General features: G+C 29.7%; 16 protein-coding genes and 2 tRNA genes. 9 read left to right on the plus strand and 9 right to left on the minus strand.

Annotation, left to right across the window (positions count from 1 at the left end; genetic code table 11):
- Positions 1–184 precede the first annotated feature (184 nt).
- Entirely contained in the window at positions 185–556 is a 372-nt protein-coding gene (locus AMN83_RS02670; RefSeq protein ID WP_075504160.1) for a helix-turn-helix domain-containing protein, read from the plus strand.
- A gap of 54 nt (positions 557–610) precedes the next feature.
- On the opposite strand, the gene AMN83_RS02675 is transcribed toward AMN83_RS02670, so the two are convergent.
- Together AMN83_RS02675 and AMN83_RS02680 are read right to left on the minus strand one after the other, a co-directional pair.
- Positions 611–686: transfer RNA gene (locus AMN83_RS02675), tRNA-Asn, on the minus strand.
- A gap of 50 nt (positions 687–736) precedes the next feature.
- Positions 737–810 (minus strand) — tRNA-Cys (locus AMN83_RS02680).
- Between the two features lie 124 nt (positions 811–934).
- Between AMN83_RS02680 and AMN83_RS02685 the strand changes: the two genes are divergently transcribed.
- The 4 genes from AMN83_RS02685 to AMN83_RS02700 are packed head-to-tail and all read left to right on the plus strand — an operon-like array spanning position 935 to position 7,335.
- Positions 935–3,562 carry a valine--tRNA ligase gene (locus AMN83_RS02685; RefSeq protein ID WP_075504161.1) on the plus strand — a complete coding sequence of 876 codons (2,628 nt, stop codon included), beginning with the start codon at positions 935–937 and terminating at the stop codon, positions 3,560–3,562.
- Complete coding sequence (ilvD, locus tag AMN83_RS02690; RefSeq protein WP_075504162.1) at positions 3,562–5,280, plus strand: dihydroxy-acid dehydratase; 1,719 nt, start codon at positions 3,562–3,564, stop codon at positions 5,278–5,280. The genes AMN83_RS02685 and ilvD overlap by 1 nt, the downstream gene beginning before the upstream one ends.
- A complete protein-coding gene (locus tag AMN83_RS02695; protein ID WP_075504163.1) occupies positions 5,280–6,485 on the plus strand; it encodes a sugar phosphate nucleotidyltransferase in 1,206 nt (401 codons plus the stop codon). Before ilvD ends, AMN83_RS02695 begins: the two co-directional genes overlap by 1 nt.
- Positions 6,486–6,492: 7 nt before the next feature.
- Positions 6,493–7,335, plus strand: a complete 843-nt coding sequence (locus AMN83_RS02700; RefSeq protein WP_075504164.1) for an EamA family transporter — start codon at positions 6,493–6,495, stop codon at positions 7,333–7,335.
- Here AMN83_RS02700 and AMN83_RS02705 read toward each other — a convergent pair.
- The 7 genes from AMN83_RS02705 to AMN83_RS02735 form a co-directional block, all read right to left on the minus strand.
- Positions 7,332–7,517, minus strand: coding sequence for a hypothetical protein (locus tag AMN83_RS02705; protein ID WP_075504165.1), 186 nt, complete (start codon positions 7,515–7,517; stop codon positions 7,332–7,334). The two genes, AMN83_RS02700 and AMN83_RS02705, sit on opposite strands and share 4 nt — an antisense overlap.
- Before the next feature lie 107 nt (positions 7,518–7,624).
- Entirely contained in the window at positions 7,625–8,590 is a 966-nt protein-coding gene (locus tag AMN83_RS02710; RefSeq protein ID WP_075504166.1) for a hypothetical protein, read from the minus strand.
- Between the two features lie 258 nt (positions 8,591–8,848).
- Complete coding sequence (locus AMN83_RS02715) at positions 8,849–9,499, minus strand: aquaporin (RefSeq protein WP_075504167.1); 651 nt, start codon at positions 9,497–9,499, stop codon at positions 8,849–8,851.
- Positions 9,489–9,923 carry an arsenate reductase ArsC gene (locus tag AMN83_RS02720; RefSeq protein WP_075504168.1) on the minus strand — a complete coding sequence of 145 codons (435 nt, stop codon included), beginning with the start codon at positions 9,921–9,923 and terminating at the stop codon, positions 9,489–9,491. The genes AMN83_RS02715 and AMN83_RS02720 overlap by 11 nt, the downstream gene beginning before the upstream one ends.
- Positions 9,923–10,144, minus strand: a complete 222-nt coding sequence (locus AMN83_RS02725) for a DUF6552 family protein (protein ID WP_075504169.1) — start codon at positions 10,142–10,144, stop codon at positions 9,923–9,925. The genes AMN83_RS02720 and AMN83_RS02725 overlap by 1 nt, the downstream gene beginning before the upstream one ends.
- A gap of 85 nt (positions 10,145–10,229) precedes the next feature.
- The gene (locus AMN83_RS02730; protein WP_075504170.1) at positions 10,230–11,111 is read right to left on the minus strand and encodes a phytanoyl-CoA dioxygenase family protein; all 882 of its coding nucleotides are present in this window, start codon (positions 11,109–11,111) and stop codon (positions 10,230–10,232) included.
- A 132-nt stretch (positions 11,112–11,243) separates the two neighbouring features.
- Positions 11,244–12,368, minus strand: coding sequence for a zinc ABC transporter substrate-binding protein (locus AMN83_RS02735; protein WP_075504171.1), 1,125 nt, complete (start codon positions 12,366–12,368; stop codon positions 11,244–11,246).
- A gap of 71 nt (positions 12,369–12,439) precedes the next feature.
- Here AMN83_RS02735 and AMN83_RS02740 point away from each other — a divergent pair, with 71 nt between their 5' ends.
- The 4 genes from AMN83_RS02740 to AMN83_RS02755 are packed head-to-tail and all read left to right on the plus strand — an operon-like array spanning position 12,440 to position 14,788.
- Positions 12,440–13,186, plus strand: coding sequence for an ATP-binding cassette domain-containing protein (locus AMN83_RS02740; RefSeq protein WP_075504172.1), 747 nt, complete (start codon positions 12,440–12,442; stop codon positions 13,184–13,186).
- Between the two features lies 1 nt (position 13,187).
- Complete coding sequence (locus AMN83_RS02745; RefSeq protein WP_075504173.1) at positions 13,188–13,991, plus strand: metal ABC transporter permease; 804 nt, start codon at positions 13,188–13,190, stop codon at positions 13,989–13,991.
- A 24-nt stretch (positions 13,992–14,015) separates the two neighbouring features.
- Positions 14,016–14,414, plus strand: a complete 399-nt coding sequence (locus tag AMN83_RS02750; protein ID WP_075504174.1) for a Fur family transcriptional regulator — start codon at positions 14,016–14,018, stop codon at positions 14,412–14,414.
- Complete coding sequence (locus tag AMN83_RS02755; protein WP_256998064.1) at positions 14,414–14,788, plus strand: Ldh family oxidoreductase; 375 nt, start codon at positions 14,414–14,416, stop codon at positions 14,786–14,788. The genes AMN83_RS02750 and AMN83_RS02755 overlap by 1 nt, the downstream gene beginning before the upstream one ends.
- The last annotated feature ends 23 nt before the right edge of the window (positions 14,789–14,811 follow it).

The following is a 14,811-nucleotide window of genomic DNA, read 5'->3' on the forward strand; positions in this document are numbered from 1 at the left end:
TATAAATTTAATGCAATAAATTTATACCAATACAATCTAAATATGTTTATTTTGCATTGAACTAATGCTTGACAGTGTTTTGATTATTTCAAGTTATTTATGAAAAAAAATAAATTTTTCTATTGCAGTAGCATTAATAAATAGGTTGAATGGACTTTATAAAATTTAATTAAGAGGGGTCTTAATGGAAGATAATTTCAATAAACACTTAGGCAATAAGCTTAAGCTAAGAAGATTAGCTTTAGGTTTAACACAAACTAAAGTAGCAAAAGCTATTAACGTTACGTTTCAGCAAATTCAAAAATATGAAAAGGGTACTAATGGAGTAAGTTCGATTAGATTACTTCAACTTGCAAATTATTTAAAAGTACCAATTAATTATTTCTTTGAAGATTTTTCGGAATATTTAGTAAATTTAGAAAAATCACAAGAAGGTCACATGAATGTTAATTATAATTTTTTAGTTAAATTATATTCAGAACTTAATGCTGATCAAAAACTGAAATTTAATAAATCTTTGCAAATATCAGGATCAGGAATTTCAAAAGCAGTTTAAAATTAATTTATATCTGACCCCAAATTAATATTAAGATTTGTAATAATTAATTTTTGGCTCCTCGGGCAGGACTCGAAACTGCGACCAATTGATTAACAGTCAACTGCTCTACCAACTGAGCTACCGAGGAATGTAAAAAAGCAAACTTACTTTTTTTTATAACTAAAACAAGATTTTTTTTGGAGGCAACGCCCGGAATCGAACCGGGATACAAGGATTTGCAATCCTCTGCGTAACCATTCCGCCACGTTGCCGTCTTATTTTTAGCTAATAGCTACAGATGCCTTTTTATATTAAATTTTTTCTAATAGTCTATTAAATAACGATTCAAATTGATTATTGTTAATTTAGATTATTAAATTATAAACTTTAACATCAATGAGTAGCGATAAATATATACATTCTGATGTAGAAAACAGAATTTATTCTTATTGGGAAAAAAATGGTCTTTTTAAACCAAAGGAAAATTCTAAAAAATTCTCAATTGTAATCCCGCCACCAAATGTAACTGGTAGTTTGCATATGGGACATGCGCTTAATAATTCTATTCAAGATTTGTTAGTTCGTTATCATAGGATGAACAATTTTGAAACTTTATGGCAACCAGGTACAGACCATGCTGGAATCGCTACGCAAGCATTAGTAGAGAAAAAATTGACCTCTGAAAAAATTGATAAAAATGAAATTGGTAGAGAAAAATTTATTGAAAAAGTTTGGGAATGGAAAGAGCAATATGGAGACATAATAATTAATCAATTAAAAAAACTTGGTTGTTCTTGTGATTGGTCAAGAAATGCCTTCACTATGGATGAGAATTTATCCAAATCAGTAATTAAGGTTTTTGTAGACCTTTATAAAAAAGGACTAATCTATAAAGACAAAAAATTAGTCAATTGGGACACAGTTTTAAAAACAGCTATTTCAGATCTTGAAGTAGATCAAAGAGAAGTAAATTCTAAAATTTATTACATCAGATATCCTATAGATGGAACGGAAGAATATATTACAATTGCAACAACAAGACCCGAAACAATGCTCGGCGACACTGCTATAGCGGTAAACCCTAAAGATGAACGATTTAAATCCTTTGTTGGAAAAACTGTTACTATTCCAATTGTTGGTAGAGAAATAAAAATCATTGAAGATGATTACGCAGATCCTGAGCAAGGAACAGGAGCATTAAAAATAACTCCCGCACATGACTTCAACGATTATGATGTTGGTCAAAGAAATAATCTTGAAATAATAAATATTTTTACAGAAGCAGGCAAGATAAATGAAAATGCTCCAAAAAATTATGTCGGCCTTGATAGGTTTGAAGCGAGAAAAAAAATTTTAAAAGAACTTAAAGAAAAGGAATTTTTCGTAAAAGAAGAAAATATCAAAAACAAAGTTCCTTATGGAGATAGATCTAATTCAATAATCGAACCTTTTTTAACGGAACAATGGTTTGCTGATGCTGGTAAATTATCAGTTAAAGCGAAAGAAGTTGTTAATTCAAAAAAAACAAACTTCTTTCCTGAGAATTGGTCAAAAACTTATTTTCAATGGATGAACAATATTGAGCCATGGTGTATCTCAAGACAGCTTTGGTGGGGACACCAAATACCTGCATGGTATGGTCCTGATGAAAAAATTTTTGTTGCTGAAAATGAAGATGATGCAAAAAAACAAGCTAAGAAACATTATGGTAAAGATGTTGAATTAAATCGTGATACAGATGTTTTAGATACTTGGTTTTCATCTGGCTTATGGCCTTTTGCAACACTTGGTTGGCCAGATGATAATAAATTTGTTGATAAATTTTACCCAACTTCAGTTTTAGTTACAGGTTTTGATATTATTTTTTTTTGGGTAGCTAGAATGATTATGTTTGGTACAGAGTTTTTAAACAAAGAACCTTTTAAAGATATTTACGTTCATGCATTGGTTAGAGATGAGAAGGGACAAAAGATGTCTAAATCAAAAGGAAATGTAATTGATCCTTTAGATTTAATTAAAAAATATAGTGCTGATGCACTTAGATTTACTTTGTTATCAATGGCTTCACCAGGAACAGATGTTAAGCTTTCTGAAGATAGAGTTAAAGGTTATAGAAATTTTTTGAACAAATTATGGAATGCAAATAATTTTTTAATCACTAATGAATGTGATTTTAAAGATATAGATAAAGTTCCTAGCTTAAATGTAAATATTAATAAATGGATTTATTCAGAACTTGTTGAAACTAAAAATAAGATAGAAAAAAATCTTCAAGATTATAGATTTGATGAGGCTGCTAAAAATGCCTATCAATTTGCATGGCATTCGTATTGTGATTGGTATTTAGAACTATCTAAAACAATACTCTTTTCAGAAGATGAAAAAGCTAAAGCAGAAGTAAAAAAAGTATCATCTTTTGTATTCAAACAAATTTTGATTTTGCTACATCCTTTTATTCCTTTCGTTACAGAAGAAATTTGGCTTAAAAACAAATTTGATAATGACGGTAGTGATTATTTAATGCTTAAAAATTGGTTATCCGGTGAAATAAATAGGGATAGCAGCACAGAACAAGTTGAAAACATCATCAATATTATTTCAGAAATTAGATCATTTAAAAATGAGCTAAATGTAAGTCCAGGCTCGTTTATAGATGTATCAATAAGTAATATTAATAAAAATCAAAAAGACTTTATTAATACAAATGAAATTATTTTAAAAAAACTAGGGAGAATAAATAGTATATTGGAGAAAGATTTAGATAAACCAGCTGCGACAATGGTTGTTTCAGGCGATTTGTTTAAGATTTATTTTGATAAAGATGTTGATTTAAAATTAATAAAAGAAAATTTAACAAATAAACAAAGTAGATTAGAGCAGGAGATGAATAAAATATCTCAAAGATTAGAGAATAAAAGTTTTGTAGACCGTGCTCCAAAAGAGATTGTTGAACAAGAAAAAAATAATTATAATAATTTAAAGAATGATATTGAGAAAATATCAGTAACAATAAAGGGTATATAATGGCTAAATTCAATAAAAAGAAACTTCCAAGCAGACATACATCATTAGGGGCAGATAGAGCTCCACACAGATCGTTTTATTATGCTATGGGAGAAACTGAGAAAGATGTAGCAAAACCCTTTGTTGGCGTAGTTTCAACGTGGAATGAGGCAGCTCCATGTAACATTGCTCTAATGAGGCAGGCTCAATCCGTTAAAAAAGGTGTTAGAGCTAATGGCGGAACTCCAAGAGAATTTTGTACAATTACTGTAACAGATGGTATCGCTATGGGTCATGAAGGGATGAAATCTTCATTGATTTCTAGAGAAGTAATTGCAGATTCTGCTGAGCTTACAGTTAGAGGTCACTGTTATGATGCCTTAGTTGGTATTGCAGGATGCGATAAATCTTTACCAGGTCTAATGATGTCTATGGTTAGATTAAATGTACCAAGTGTATTTATATATGGTGGATCAATTCTTCCAGGTAGATACAAAGGTAAAGATGTAACAGTGGTAGATGTATTTGAAGCAGTTGGAAAGCATTCATCTGGTCAAATGTCTGCTGCAGAACTTAGAAAATTAGAATTAGTTGCTTGTCCAAGTGCAGGTGCTTGTGGAGGACAATTTACTGCAAATACAATGGCATGCGTATCAGAAGCTATTGGATTAGCATTACCTTATTCAGCAGGGACACCAGCTCCATATGAAGAAAGAGATAAATACGCAAAAGCTAGCGGTAAAATGGTTATGAACCTTTTGAAAAAAGGAATTAAACCAAGAGACATTGTAACTAAAAAAGCTTTAGAAAATGCTGCAACGGTTGTAGCTGCAACTGGTGGTTCTACAAATGCAGGATTACATTTACCTGCCATAGCTAATGAAGCTGGAATTAAATTTGATTTAATGGATGTTGCTAAAATTTTTAAAAGAACACCTTATCTTGCAGATTTAAAACCAGGTGGAAAATATGTTGCTAAAGATATGTGGTTAGCAGGTGGAGTTCCAATGTTATTAAAAACTTTATATGAAGGTGGATATATTCATGGTGATTGCATGACCGTTACTGGAAAAACTATGAAGGAAAATTTAAAAGGAATTAAATTTAATCCAAAACAAAAAGTAATGAGATCTTATAAAAATCCATTATCTCCTACTGGTGGAGTTGTTGGATTAAAAGGAAACTTAGCTCCTGAAGGTGCAATTGTTAAAGTTGCAGGATTAAAGAAATTACAATTTACTGGAAAAGCAAGATGCTTTGATAATGAAGAAAGTGCAATGAAAGCAGTTCAAAGCAAAAAGTATAATGACGGTGATGTAATAATAATTAGATACGAAGGACCCGTTGGAGGTCCAGGTATGAGAGAAATGTTATCGACAACAGGTGCAATCTACGGACAAGGAAAAGGGGAGAAAGTAGCCCTTATTACTGATGGAAGGTTCTCTGGTGCCACTAGAGGCTTTTGTGTGGGTCACGTGGGCCCTGAGGCCGCTCTAGGGGGTCCTATAGGCCTTTTACGTACAGGAGATATTATTGATATTGATGCCAAAAAAGGAACTATTAATGTAAGGCTTTCTAAAAAAGAAATGGCTGCAAGAAAAAGAAAATGGAAAGCTAGAAAATCTGATTTTGGATCAGGTACTTTATGGAAATATGCACAAACAGTTGGACCTGCGTATTTAGGAGCACCAACACATCCAGGTAAGAAAAAAGAAGTTAAGGATTATTCAGAGATTTAATGAAAATTCGTCCAGTTATTTTATGTGGAGGAGCTGGAACTAGACTTTGGCCAAATTCTAAAAATCATCAAGCAAAACAGTTTATTAATTTTGGTAGCTGGACATTGCTTGGAAAAACCCTTGAGAGAACAAAAGCCTCAATTTACGATGCTCCAATTATAAGCACAAACAAGAAATATTTAAAAAAAGTTAAGCAGCATTTAAGAAAATACAAAATAAATAAATATAAAATTGTTTTAGAGCCAGCAAAAAGAAATACTGCTCCTGCGATCTTAAGTACTGCTCTAATAAAAGACATTCCTAATGAACAGCCATTGATGTTTTTTTCTGCAGACCATTTGATAGAAAAAATGAGTGTTTTTAACAAAGCAATAAATAAAAACAAATTGAACTTAACAGATCAAAATATATTTATATTTGGGATCAAACCCAACTCACCATCAAGTGAATATGGATATTTTTTAACTAAAAAAGTTAAAAGAAATATCAATAAAGTAACTAGATTTATTGAAAAACCAAAAGAAGCAAAAGCAAAGCAAATTATAAAGAATAAAGGTTATTGGAATTCAGGAATGTTTTATCTTCGAAAAGATTCGATTATTAATAACTTTAAAAAATATCAGCCTAAAATTTATAGAAATTGTTTAAATTCAGTTAAAAAAGCAAAATATAATTCTAATACTTATTATTTAAACAAAGCATCATTTATAAAAGCTACAGCAAAATCATTTGATTATGCAATTTTAGAAAAAACAAAACAAATTAATGCAATTAAACTAGATATTCCTTGGTCAGATCTTGGTAGTTGGAAAGAAATTTTGAAGATGTATGACAAAAATAAAAACAAATATATAAAGAAAAAGAATATTTTTTATCGACCATGGGGCAAATACACGAACCTTTTTGAGGGTAAAGAGTTTCTAATTAAAGAATTATATTTAAAACCAAAGGGTATATTAAGTTTACAAAAACATCATCATAGAGCTGAACATTGGTTAGTCACACAAGGAAATGCAAAAATAACGCTAAATAAAGATATAATTACTAAAAAGCCTGGAGAACATATATTTATACCATTAGAAGCCATACATAGAGTTCAAAATCCTGGAAAAAAACCAGTTAAGATTGTTGAAGCTCAAGTAGGATCAATTTTAAAAGAAACTGACATTGTAAGATACCAAGACGTTTACGGTAGAGTGAAATAAATAATTAATGGACACCACAGTCTTTTTTGTAATTCTATTAGCAACTATTATGCATGCTATTTGGAATGCGATGGTTAAACATCATCCAGATAAGGCTATAGCGGTTCTAGCTATTGTTTTAGGCCATATACCTTTAGCTTTAATTTGTATTTTGTATTTTCCATTACCTGGAAAAGAGTCGCTACCGTACATAATAGCCAGCGTATTAGCTCACCAAGGTTATCAATGGTATATGCTGAATTCTTACAAAGTAGGTGACTACACTAATGTCTATCCAATATTCAGAGGCTTTGGTCCTTTATTGGCTACATTGATCTCTATAATATTTCTTGGTGTTGTATTTAAAATAGCTACTCTAGTTTCAATATTGTTAATCTGTGTAGGAATAATGTTTCTTGGGTTATTTGGTTCTAAAAATCAAAATCAGATGGAGATAATTAAATACTCATTACTTACTGGATCATTTATAGGCCTTTATTCGTTGATTGACGGGTATGGGGCTAGAGTAAGTACATCAGCAATTTCCTATATTAGTTTTTCCTTTTTATTTAGTGCTTTAGTTTTTCCTATCATTTTAAAACTTAATAAATATGAGAATATTTTTTCTAAGGTTTTTAAAGATGCAAAAATGATATTTTGGGTAGGGGGCTCTATATCTTTTATTATTTACGTAATAGTTGTTTGGGGCTTCACAAAGGCTCCAATTCCTCTAGTTGCAGCACTAAGAGAAACGAGTATTTTTTTCTCAATATTTATTGGTTATTTCTTCTTAAAAGAAACTATCAATCTTAAAAAAATTATATCGATTGTACTTATAGTTATTGGGGTAATTGGGATTAAGCTATTTTAAATATAGTTGAATAATTTAAGAATAATTATTGTATTCAAAAGCAACAGCATTATAGGGACAACAGTTCTTATAAGTTCCATTATATGATTAACTCTATCAAGTTTTCTCTCCAATTTTCTAATTGGACTCATGTTGTTCCATTCTTTTTGAGTAAAACCGTATTTTTTTTGATTTTTTTTCATAATAGAAAAAAGTACTTTTAATGATTTTAAGGAAAAATTCAATTTTTAAACGAGAAATTTTATAAATTTGGGCATATTAATTTAAATAATATGCCCAAAAAGATAATTTAAAACCAATTATTTGGAATAATTATATAGTGGATCGCTAATACGATACCTACTGAAACACTTAAACCAAAAATCATTTTAAGAAAGTCTTTACCAATTAATGGGAAGACGTACTTAAATTTATAGTCTTTATTCATTGTTGATATCGCAAGTTCTCTACCACATAACAATCCTACAAACACCCATGTCGTAGACATAGGTAAATCATTGAGCTCTTTAAAGTAGAATAAAACAGCAGCATAAATTACATTAATAATTGTTGCTGATCTTGCATATCTTGTTCCCGTTTTTTCAAGAACAACTTTTTGAATTGGTCCACCTTGAATGTAGAAAATATAAAATAGTAATGAAGTAAAATAGGCCATTACAATTAAAAGTAATGATAAATCTAATTGCCTAGGCAGATATACAGCAATATTAGCTACATCGTGAGATAACCAAACCCACCATAACCAACCCGATGAAACCCAAACAGCATTTCTCCAAAAGCTTCTCCATTTGTCATCTACTTCATCAAATTTTTCATTAATAAACTTTGATACTGCTATCCAGGCTATATAAGCAACCATTGCTGCTAATCCATAACCTACAACGCTTTTTAACAACATTTTTTCAAGCACAACGGTTGAAGCAAATGCTGAAAGAACTAAAAAGGTTGTTGATACCGGTATCCCAATTCTTGTTAATAATAATAGTATTGCAGGTGCTACTGCATGATACCATTGAATTTCTTGATAAGGTATTCTAGTTAATCTTCCGTAAGAAATATCACCATCATACGCATACCACCCCCAAGCTAACGCAAAAATCATAACTGCTGATGCCGATCCAGCTAGCACGTACCATTTAAACCACTTCTTTTTTGAAGCTATAAAGGTACCAAGTGTTTGAATTGAATCGTTAGCGATTACGCTATATCCAGCAAGGGCAAACCCTATTACTGTATATACTAAAGTCATATCCATTTTTTCTCCTATATATTATTGTTTTCGGTTCCGTCTAATGACTTGAGAAACTAATTATTTGTTAAAGGTAAAAAATTCTACGATTAAATTTATTTATTTGAGAATCAAAGAGTTGATTCATCAATGTTTAATCTAAGTTGTAGAGAAGTCTATAAGTGAAATATTTTATTTTGAAAACCTTAAGAGGATTCGACTTAGATATAATATTTAAAAATTATGTAAATAAAATTTAAATATAATTTACATATATAAGTTGTGTTATTTATAGATAATTTTAAGAATATACGCTGCTAAAATTAATCCAATAAATTCAGCTAAAATATAGGTTGGTGTATTAAGATAATTAATTCCAGTAAAAGAATCAGTAAATGTTCTAGCTATAGATACAGCTGGATTTGCAAAAGATGTTGAAGAAGTAAACCAATAACCTGCAGAAATATATGTTGCTACGCTAATCGCGACTATTGTTTTTCCATCCTTTAAAGTTGCAAAAATAATAAATATGAGACCAAAAGTTGCTACAATTTCAGAAAAAAATATATGCAATCCGTCTCTATTTTTAGTTGATAACTCTAAAAGAGCGTGTTCAAAAAAAACATTAGCCAACATTACTCCAAATAAACAACCAGATATTTGTGCAGGAATATAATATTTTAAAAGATTACTTTTAATTTTTTTTCTAAAAAACATAGCTAAACTTACAAAAGGATTAAAATGAGCCCCTGAAATATCAGCAAAGGATGTAATTAAAACAAATAATCCAGCTCCAGTAGCAATTGTATTGGCTAAAAGCTTAATACCATCATCATTTGTTAGATTTTCTGCCATGATACCAGATCCAACGATAATCATTACAAGAAAACAACTTCCTAAAAATTCGCCAATAATTATGTTTTTTTTAATTTTCATTTTCTAACAAAATTTTAATTTTTTTACTTATTATATCGTAAGTCTCACTAATAATTTCGTTTATCTGCTTTTCATTTGAATTTTGAAATTTTGATACAGGATCATCAATATCCCAATGAATAATTTGGTTATTGTTTGGCCATACAGGGCACACTTCTTTATTTGCACTATTACATACTGTTATTACATGATCTATATTAAACTTCTTATTTAAAAATATATCAAAATTTTTTGAAGAATAATTTTCAAGATTAAAATTTTTTATTTTAGTTAGATATAATTTGATATTTTCGTTAATTTTTCCTGTCGGGTTGCTTCCAGCACTATAAGCTTTAAACTTATATGAATATTTATTGTTAATAATACTTTCAGCTATGATGCTTCTTGCAGAATTACCAGTACATACAAACAGTATATTTTTCATTAAATTATGATTTTATAAATTCCTATTAAAAATAAAGGTATTTGTAATCCAAAATTAGTTAAGATAGCCTTATCATTGCTGATAAAACCAGCAATAGTCCATCCAATAACTCCTAATCCATGAAAATATATATTTAATGGATATATATTTAAATTAGTTAAAAGTATTCCTGTTAGTACCAAAAATGTACTTATCCACTTAAGATATTTTCTAATAAACATGATTTCCTCTCTAAATTTTTTTTAAATAATTGTTCTATTTATAAAATATTGAGGTTAACTAAAAGAAAGATTTTAATTTTATAGTTTAATTTTTTTGAAGTTCATAGATAGAAACGTAGTGTTTCTTCTTAGGGAGCGGGATTATGGTTGGAACTTTGGTTAATCTTGGTTTTATTGATTTATTTCCTACGATAATATTTTTGTCATAATTTTCTAAATTTACTTCAGGATGAGGGTTTCCATCATTGATTAATGGCCACGCATCACAAGCTCTATAACCAAATAAAATTAAGGGTCTTGAGTTATTCATTTGATTGTGCCCAGACCCATGAACTGATCTGCAATGAAAAAATACTACTGTTCCAGCCGTTCCAGTTATGGAAACACTATCCTTAGTTCCTATTTTATTTTTCTTAGTGTCTATTTTTCCAACAAAATAATTTTCTTTGCTGTGGTGGCTGTACAATTTCTTTTTGTGTGAATTCTTTATTATTTTAAGTGGCCCATTTTTTTCATAACAATCATCTAAATATATACCAACTGTAATTAAATCATCGTTTGTATGTGGGTAAAAAGCCCAATCTTGATGCCATCCAATTTCACTTCCTTTTTTCTTATTTGGTAGTTTAAAATTTAATTTACCTAGATGAAATCTAACCGTTCCACCTAACAATTTTTTAGCTATGGATATAATCCTTTTATCTCTAGATAATTCATAGAAAACTTTATGCCTGTTCTGAGGATTATTTAGTCTTAAAATTTCTTTATTTTTTGAAGAACCTGAATTGTATACAAAATGGTAATTATTATAGGATTGAGTTCCATTTGCACCATTAGTTTTTTTTCTTTTTTTTTCTTTTGAAATTACTTCATTAACAATTTTATTAATTTTATTTATCTTTGTTTGAGAAATTAGATTTTCTTTAACTAGAAAGCCATTTTTTTTAAATAAATTTAAATCATTCATAAAGTCAGATTATGAAAGAAAATAAATCTTCTTTAAAATAAATACAATGTTTTTTGTGAGATTAAATAACAGTAATAATTATTTGTTAATCCGAGAATTTAAAAAAATTCCCGGATTAAACCTAATTTTAAATTAACAACCTTTGAAAGATGCAGACATATTTCTAATTAAATTGAAATATAAGTCTTTTCCTGGGTCTAATGTTGCTCCTAATGGGTCAACTACTCCAGTTTTAATATTCATATCTTTTGCGACAGCTTTAATAATATCAGGGTTAAATTGAGGCTCTGAGAACACACAAGCAACTTTATCGTGCTCAATTATCTCTCTGATTTCTGCTAATTGTTCTGCACCAGGCATCACATCTGTGTTAACAGTAAAAGCACCTAATATATTTACATTAAATCTTTTCTCAAAATATTGATAAGCATCATGGAATACAATTGAAGCAACACTGCTACTTAAATCAGTCATTACATCAATTGTAAGTTTATCAATTTCTTGTAAAGCTTTAGCTAAATTACTTTTGTATTTAGCTTCATTTTTTGGATCATTTTCAATTAAATGTTCTGCCATTTCATTTAACATAGCTTTTGCATTAATTGGGTCCAACCAAATGTGTGGATCAAATTCACCATGCGCATGTCCATCATGATCGTCATGTCCGTGGTCGTCATGATCATCTTCTTTTTTACCATGATCATCATGGTCGTGATCATCTTCCTTTTTCCCATGATCATCATGGTCGTGATCATCTTCCTTTTTACCGTGGTCATCATGGTCGTGATCATCTTCCTTTTTACCGTGGTCATCATGTCCATGGTCGTCATGATCATCCTCTTTTTTACCATGATCGTCATGTCCATGATCGTCATGATCATGTTCGTCAAAAATATTTCTTTCTCTAAATTTTAATACTTGCAATCCTTTAGTCTCCATTAATTCAATTTTTTCTGCTTTCTTTGCAATTGAACTCAATGGTTTTTCTAAAAAACTCTCTAAATCTTCACCAACCCAGAATATTAGATCTGCATTTTGAAGCATTTTTGCGTGTGAAGGTTTCATTGCAAATCCGTGTGGAGAAGCATATCCATCAACTATTAAATCAGGTTTAGCAATACCATCCATTAAGTAACTAGCTAATGAATGAATTGGTTTAATAGAAGCAACTACTTTTATTTCAGCATTTGCTGGTGTAAAGAATGTTAGAATTGATAATATTGAGAATATAAGTGGTATTTTTTTAATATTTTTCATAATAAGTAATTTAATTGGTTGTTATAATATAACGTTATGTAATAATATAACATTTATAAGTCAAGCAATATATGAGCTCAGAAAATAGTACATTAGTAAAATTAAATAACGCTGGTTTTAAACAAAATGATAAATGGCTAGTGGAAGGTGTTTCATTAACTGTTAAAAAAGGAAAAATTGTTACCCTTATTGGACCTAATGGCTCAGGAAAAAGTACTACCGCAAAAATTGCATTAGGAATTTACAAAAACATAGAAGGAAGTGTTGAGAAATACACAAATAAAGTTGGATATGTTCCTCAAAAAATATCTATTGATTGGACATTACCGTTAAGAGTTTATGATTTTATGCTTCTAACAGAAAATATTAAAGATGAGGCAATTGATGAAGCACTTACATTAACAGGTGTTATCCATCTTAAGAATAAAAATTTAGGAAATTTATCAGGTGGTGAATTTCAAAGAGTTTTAATCGCAAGAGCAATTTCAAAAAAACCTGAATTATTAGTTCTTGATGAACCAGTTCAAGGTGTTGATTACACTGGTGAGATTGCTTTATATGAATTAATTAAAAGAATCTCTGATACGCTAAATTGTGGAATTTTATTAATATCTCATGATTTACATACAGTCATGACTGCAACAGATCATGTTGTTTGTTTAAATGGTCATGTTTGTTGTTCAGGTACACCAATGGATGTTGCTAAAAATAATGAATATAAAACCTTATTTGGTGAACAGGCATCTCAAATTCTTTCTGTATATGAACATAAACATGATCACGTTCATTCGGATAAAGGTGAAATAAAGAAAAACTAATATGTTTGATGATTTTTTTATAAGAGCACTAATTGCAGGTTTGGGAATAGCTTTAGTAACTGGACCTCTTGGTTGTTTTGTTGTTTGGAGAAGATTATCTTACTTTGGCGATACATTAGCTCACTCAGCTTTACTTGGTGTAACTTTGGCTTACTCTTTTGAATTAAACATTGCTCTTTCAGTATTTATTATTTCATCTCTAATTGCATTGATTTTAATTCAATTACAGAAGAAAACTAATTTACCTGGTGATGCTTTGCTTGGTCTATTGGCGCATTCTTCTTTAGCTGTTGGATTAGTAGTAATAGGTTTTTTAACATTTATTCGTTTTGATATTATGGGACTTTTATTTGGTGATATATTAGCTGTAACAACTGATGATTTATTAATCATCTGGACTGGTGGAGCTGTAATTTTACTAGTTCTAAAATTAATTTGGAAACCATTGTTTGCATCTACAGTTAATTATGAGTTAGCAGAAGCAGAAGGGCTAAACCCTGATAGAGCAAAAGCTATTTTTACAATTCTTATGGCTGCTGTAATAGCAATATCAATTAAAATGGTAGGTTTATTATTGATTACAGGTATGCTTATTATTCCAGCAGCGATGGCTAGAAATATTTCTAATAGTCCACAAAAGATGGTTTTATTTTCAATAATTGGCGGATTATTATCAGTGTTGTTAGGACTATTTTCATCCTTAGAATTTAATACATCATCTGGGCCCTCAATAATCATGGCCGCTTTAGTCTTATTTATATTGTCTTTACTTAATATTAAACAATCGATTAAATTGAAAAACTGATAACTAATTGATAAGAATTTAAAAATGCAAAAAGAATATAATCTTTCCAAAAATCAAAAAATCATTTTTGATCTTATTGATAAATCTGGTGGGCCTATGAAGGCTTATTCAATTCTTTTTAATGTTCAAAAAAAAGGAATTAAAGCACCACTACAAGTTTACAGAGCTTTAGATAAGTTAGTTGAAATTGGAAAAATTCATAAGATAGAAAGTAGAAATGCCTTTATTGCTTGCCAAAATTCTAGTTGTCAAATTTCAAAAGCTACCGCTTTTTCAATTTGTGAGAGTTGTGAAAATGTATCTGAAATAAGTAATTCAAAACTTTCAAAATATTTATCTAATTTTTCAGATAACTCTGGAATGAAATATAGCAAATATAATTTAGAATTTTTTGGTTTATGTAAAAAATGTAAATCAAAATAATGAGTACAGTTTCATTAACTTTAAACGAAATATTTGAACTAGCTAAAAAAACTCTTTTAGCAAATGGTTGTGATGATGAAACAGCATCAATTTTATCTGACTTAATCAGAAACGCTGAAAGAGATGGTTCTGTATCGCACGGTTTATTTAGATTGCCAGCTTATGTAACAGGTCTTAAAGGTGGAAAGATAAATGGAAAAGGGAAACCTGAAGTAAAAAAAATATCACCATCAGTAATCAAAGTTGAAGGAAATAATTGTTTAGCACCTGTAGTTTTAAATAAAGGTTTGCCTGAATTAGCAAAAGCTGCAAAAGAAAATGGTGTTGCGGTATTAGCAATAGCATGTGAAGTTATTTGCTCAATTACACAATGAAAAAAATAAATGTTTTGTTATCC

Origin of the sequence: Candidatus Pelagibacter communis, from assembly GCF_001180025.1 — a bacterium.
Lineage (GTDB): Bacteria > Pseudomonadota > Alphaproteobacteria > Pelagibacterales > Pelagibacteraceae > Pelagibacter > Pelagibacter ubique_A.

What these genes read in the sequence shown, in the direction of transcription:
- AMN83_RS02720 (WP_075504168.1), bottom strand. Translation starts at nt 9,923, where the DNA reads ATGAAAAATATACTGTTTGTATGTACTGGTAATTCTGCAAGAAGCATC.
- AMN83_RS02700 (WP_075504164.1), top strand. Translation starts at nt 6,493, where the DNA reads ATGGACACCACAGTCTTTTTTGTAATTCTATTAGCAACTATTATGCAT.
- AMN83_RS02735 (WP_075504171.1), bottom strand. Translation starts at nt 12,368, where the DNA reads ATGAAAAATATTAAAAAAATACCACTTATATTCTCAATATTATCAATT.
- AMN83_RS02695 (WP_075504163.1), top strand. Translation starts at nt 5,280, where the DNA reads ATGAAAATTCGTCCAGTTATTTTATGTGGAGGAGCTGGAACTAGACTT.
- AMN83_RS02715 (WP_075504167.1), bottom strand. Translation starts at nt 9,499, where the DNA reads ATGAAAATTAAAAAAAACATAATTATTGGCGAATTTTTAGGAAGTTGT.
- AMN83_RS02670 (WP_075504160.1), top strand. Translation starts at nt 185, where the DNA reads ATGGAAGATAATTTCAATAAACACTTAGGCAATAAGCTTAAGCTAAGA.
- AMN83_RS02685 (WP_075504161.1), top strand. Translation starts at nt 935, where the DNA reads ATGAGTAGCGATAAATATATACATTCTGATGTAGAAAACAGAATTTAT.
- ilvD (WP_075504162.1), top strand. Translation starts at nt 3,562, where the DNA reads ATGGCTAAATTCAATAAAAAGAAACTTCCAAGCAGACATACATCATTA.
- AMN83_RS02750 (WP_075504174.1), top strand. Translation starts at nt 14,016, where the DNA reads ATGCAAAAAGAATATAATCTTTCCAAAAATCAAAAAATCATTTTTGAT.
- AMN83_RS02755 (WP_256998064.1), top strand. Translation starts at nt 14,414, where the DNA reads ATGAGTACAGTTTCATTAACTTTAAACGAAATATTTGAACTAGCTAAA.
- AMN83_RS02710 (WP_075504166.1), bottom strand. Translation starts at nt 8,590, where the DNA reads ATGGATATGACTTTAGTATATACAGTAATAGGGTTTGCCCTTGCTGGA.
- AMN83_RS02740 (WP_075504172.1), top strand. Translation starts at nt 12,440, where the DNA reads ATGAGCTCAGAAAATAGTACATTAGTAAAATTAAATAACGCTGGTTTT.
- AMN83_RS02725 (WP_075504169.1), bottom strand. Translation starts at nt 10,144, where the DNA reads ATGTTTATTAGAAAATATCTTAAGTGGATAAGTACATTTTTGGTACTA.
- AMN83_RS02705 (WP_075504165.1), bottom strand. Translation starts at nt 7,517, where the DNA reads ATGAAAAAAAATCAAAAAAAATACGGTTTTACTCAAAAAGAATGGAAC.
- AMN83_RS02730 (WP_075504170.1), bottom strand. Translation starts at nt 11,111, where the DNA reads ATGAATGATTTAAATTTATTTAAAAAAAATGGCTTTCTAGTTAAAGAA.
- AMN83_RS02745 (WP_075504173.1), top strand. Translation starts at nt 13,188, where the DNA reads ATGTTTGATGATTTTTTTATAAGAGCACTAATTGCAGGTTTGGGAATA.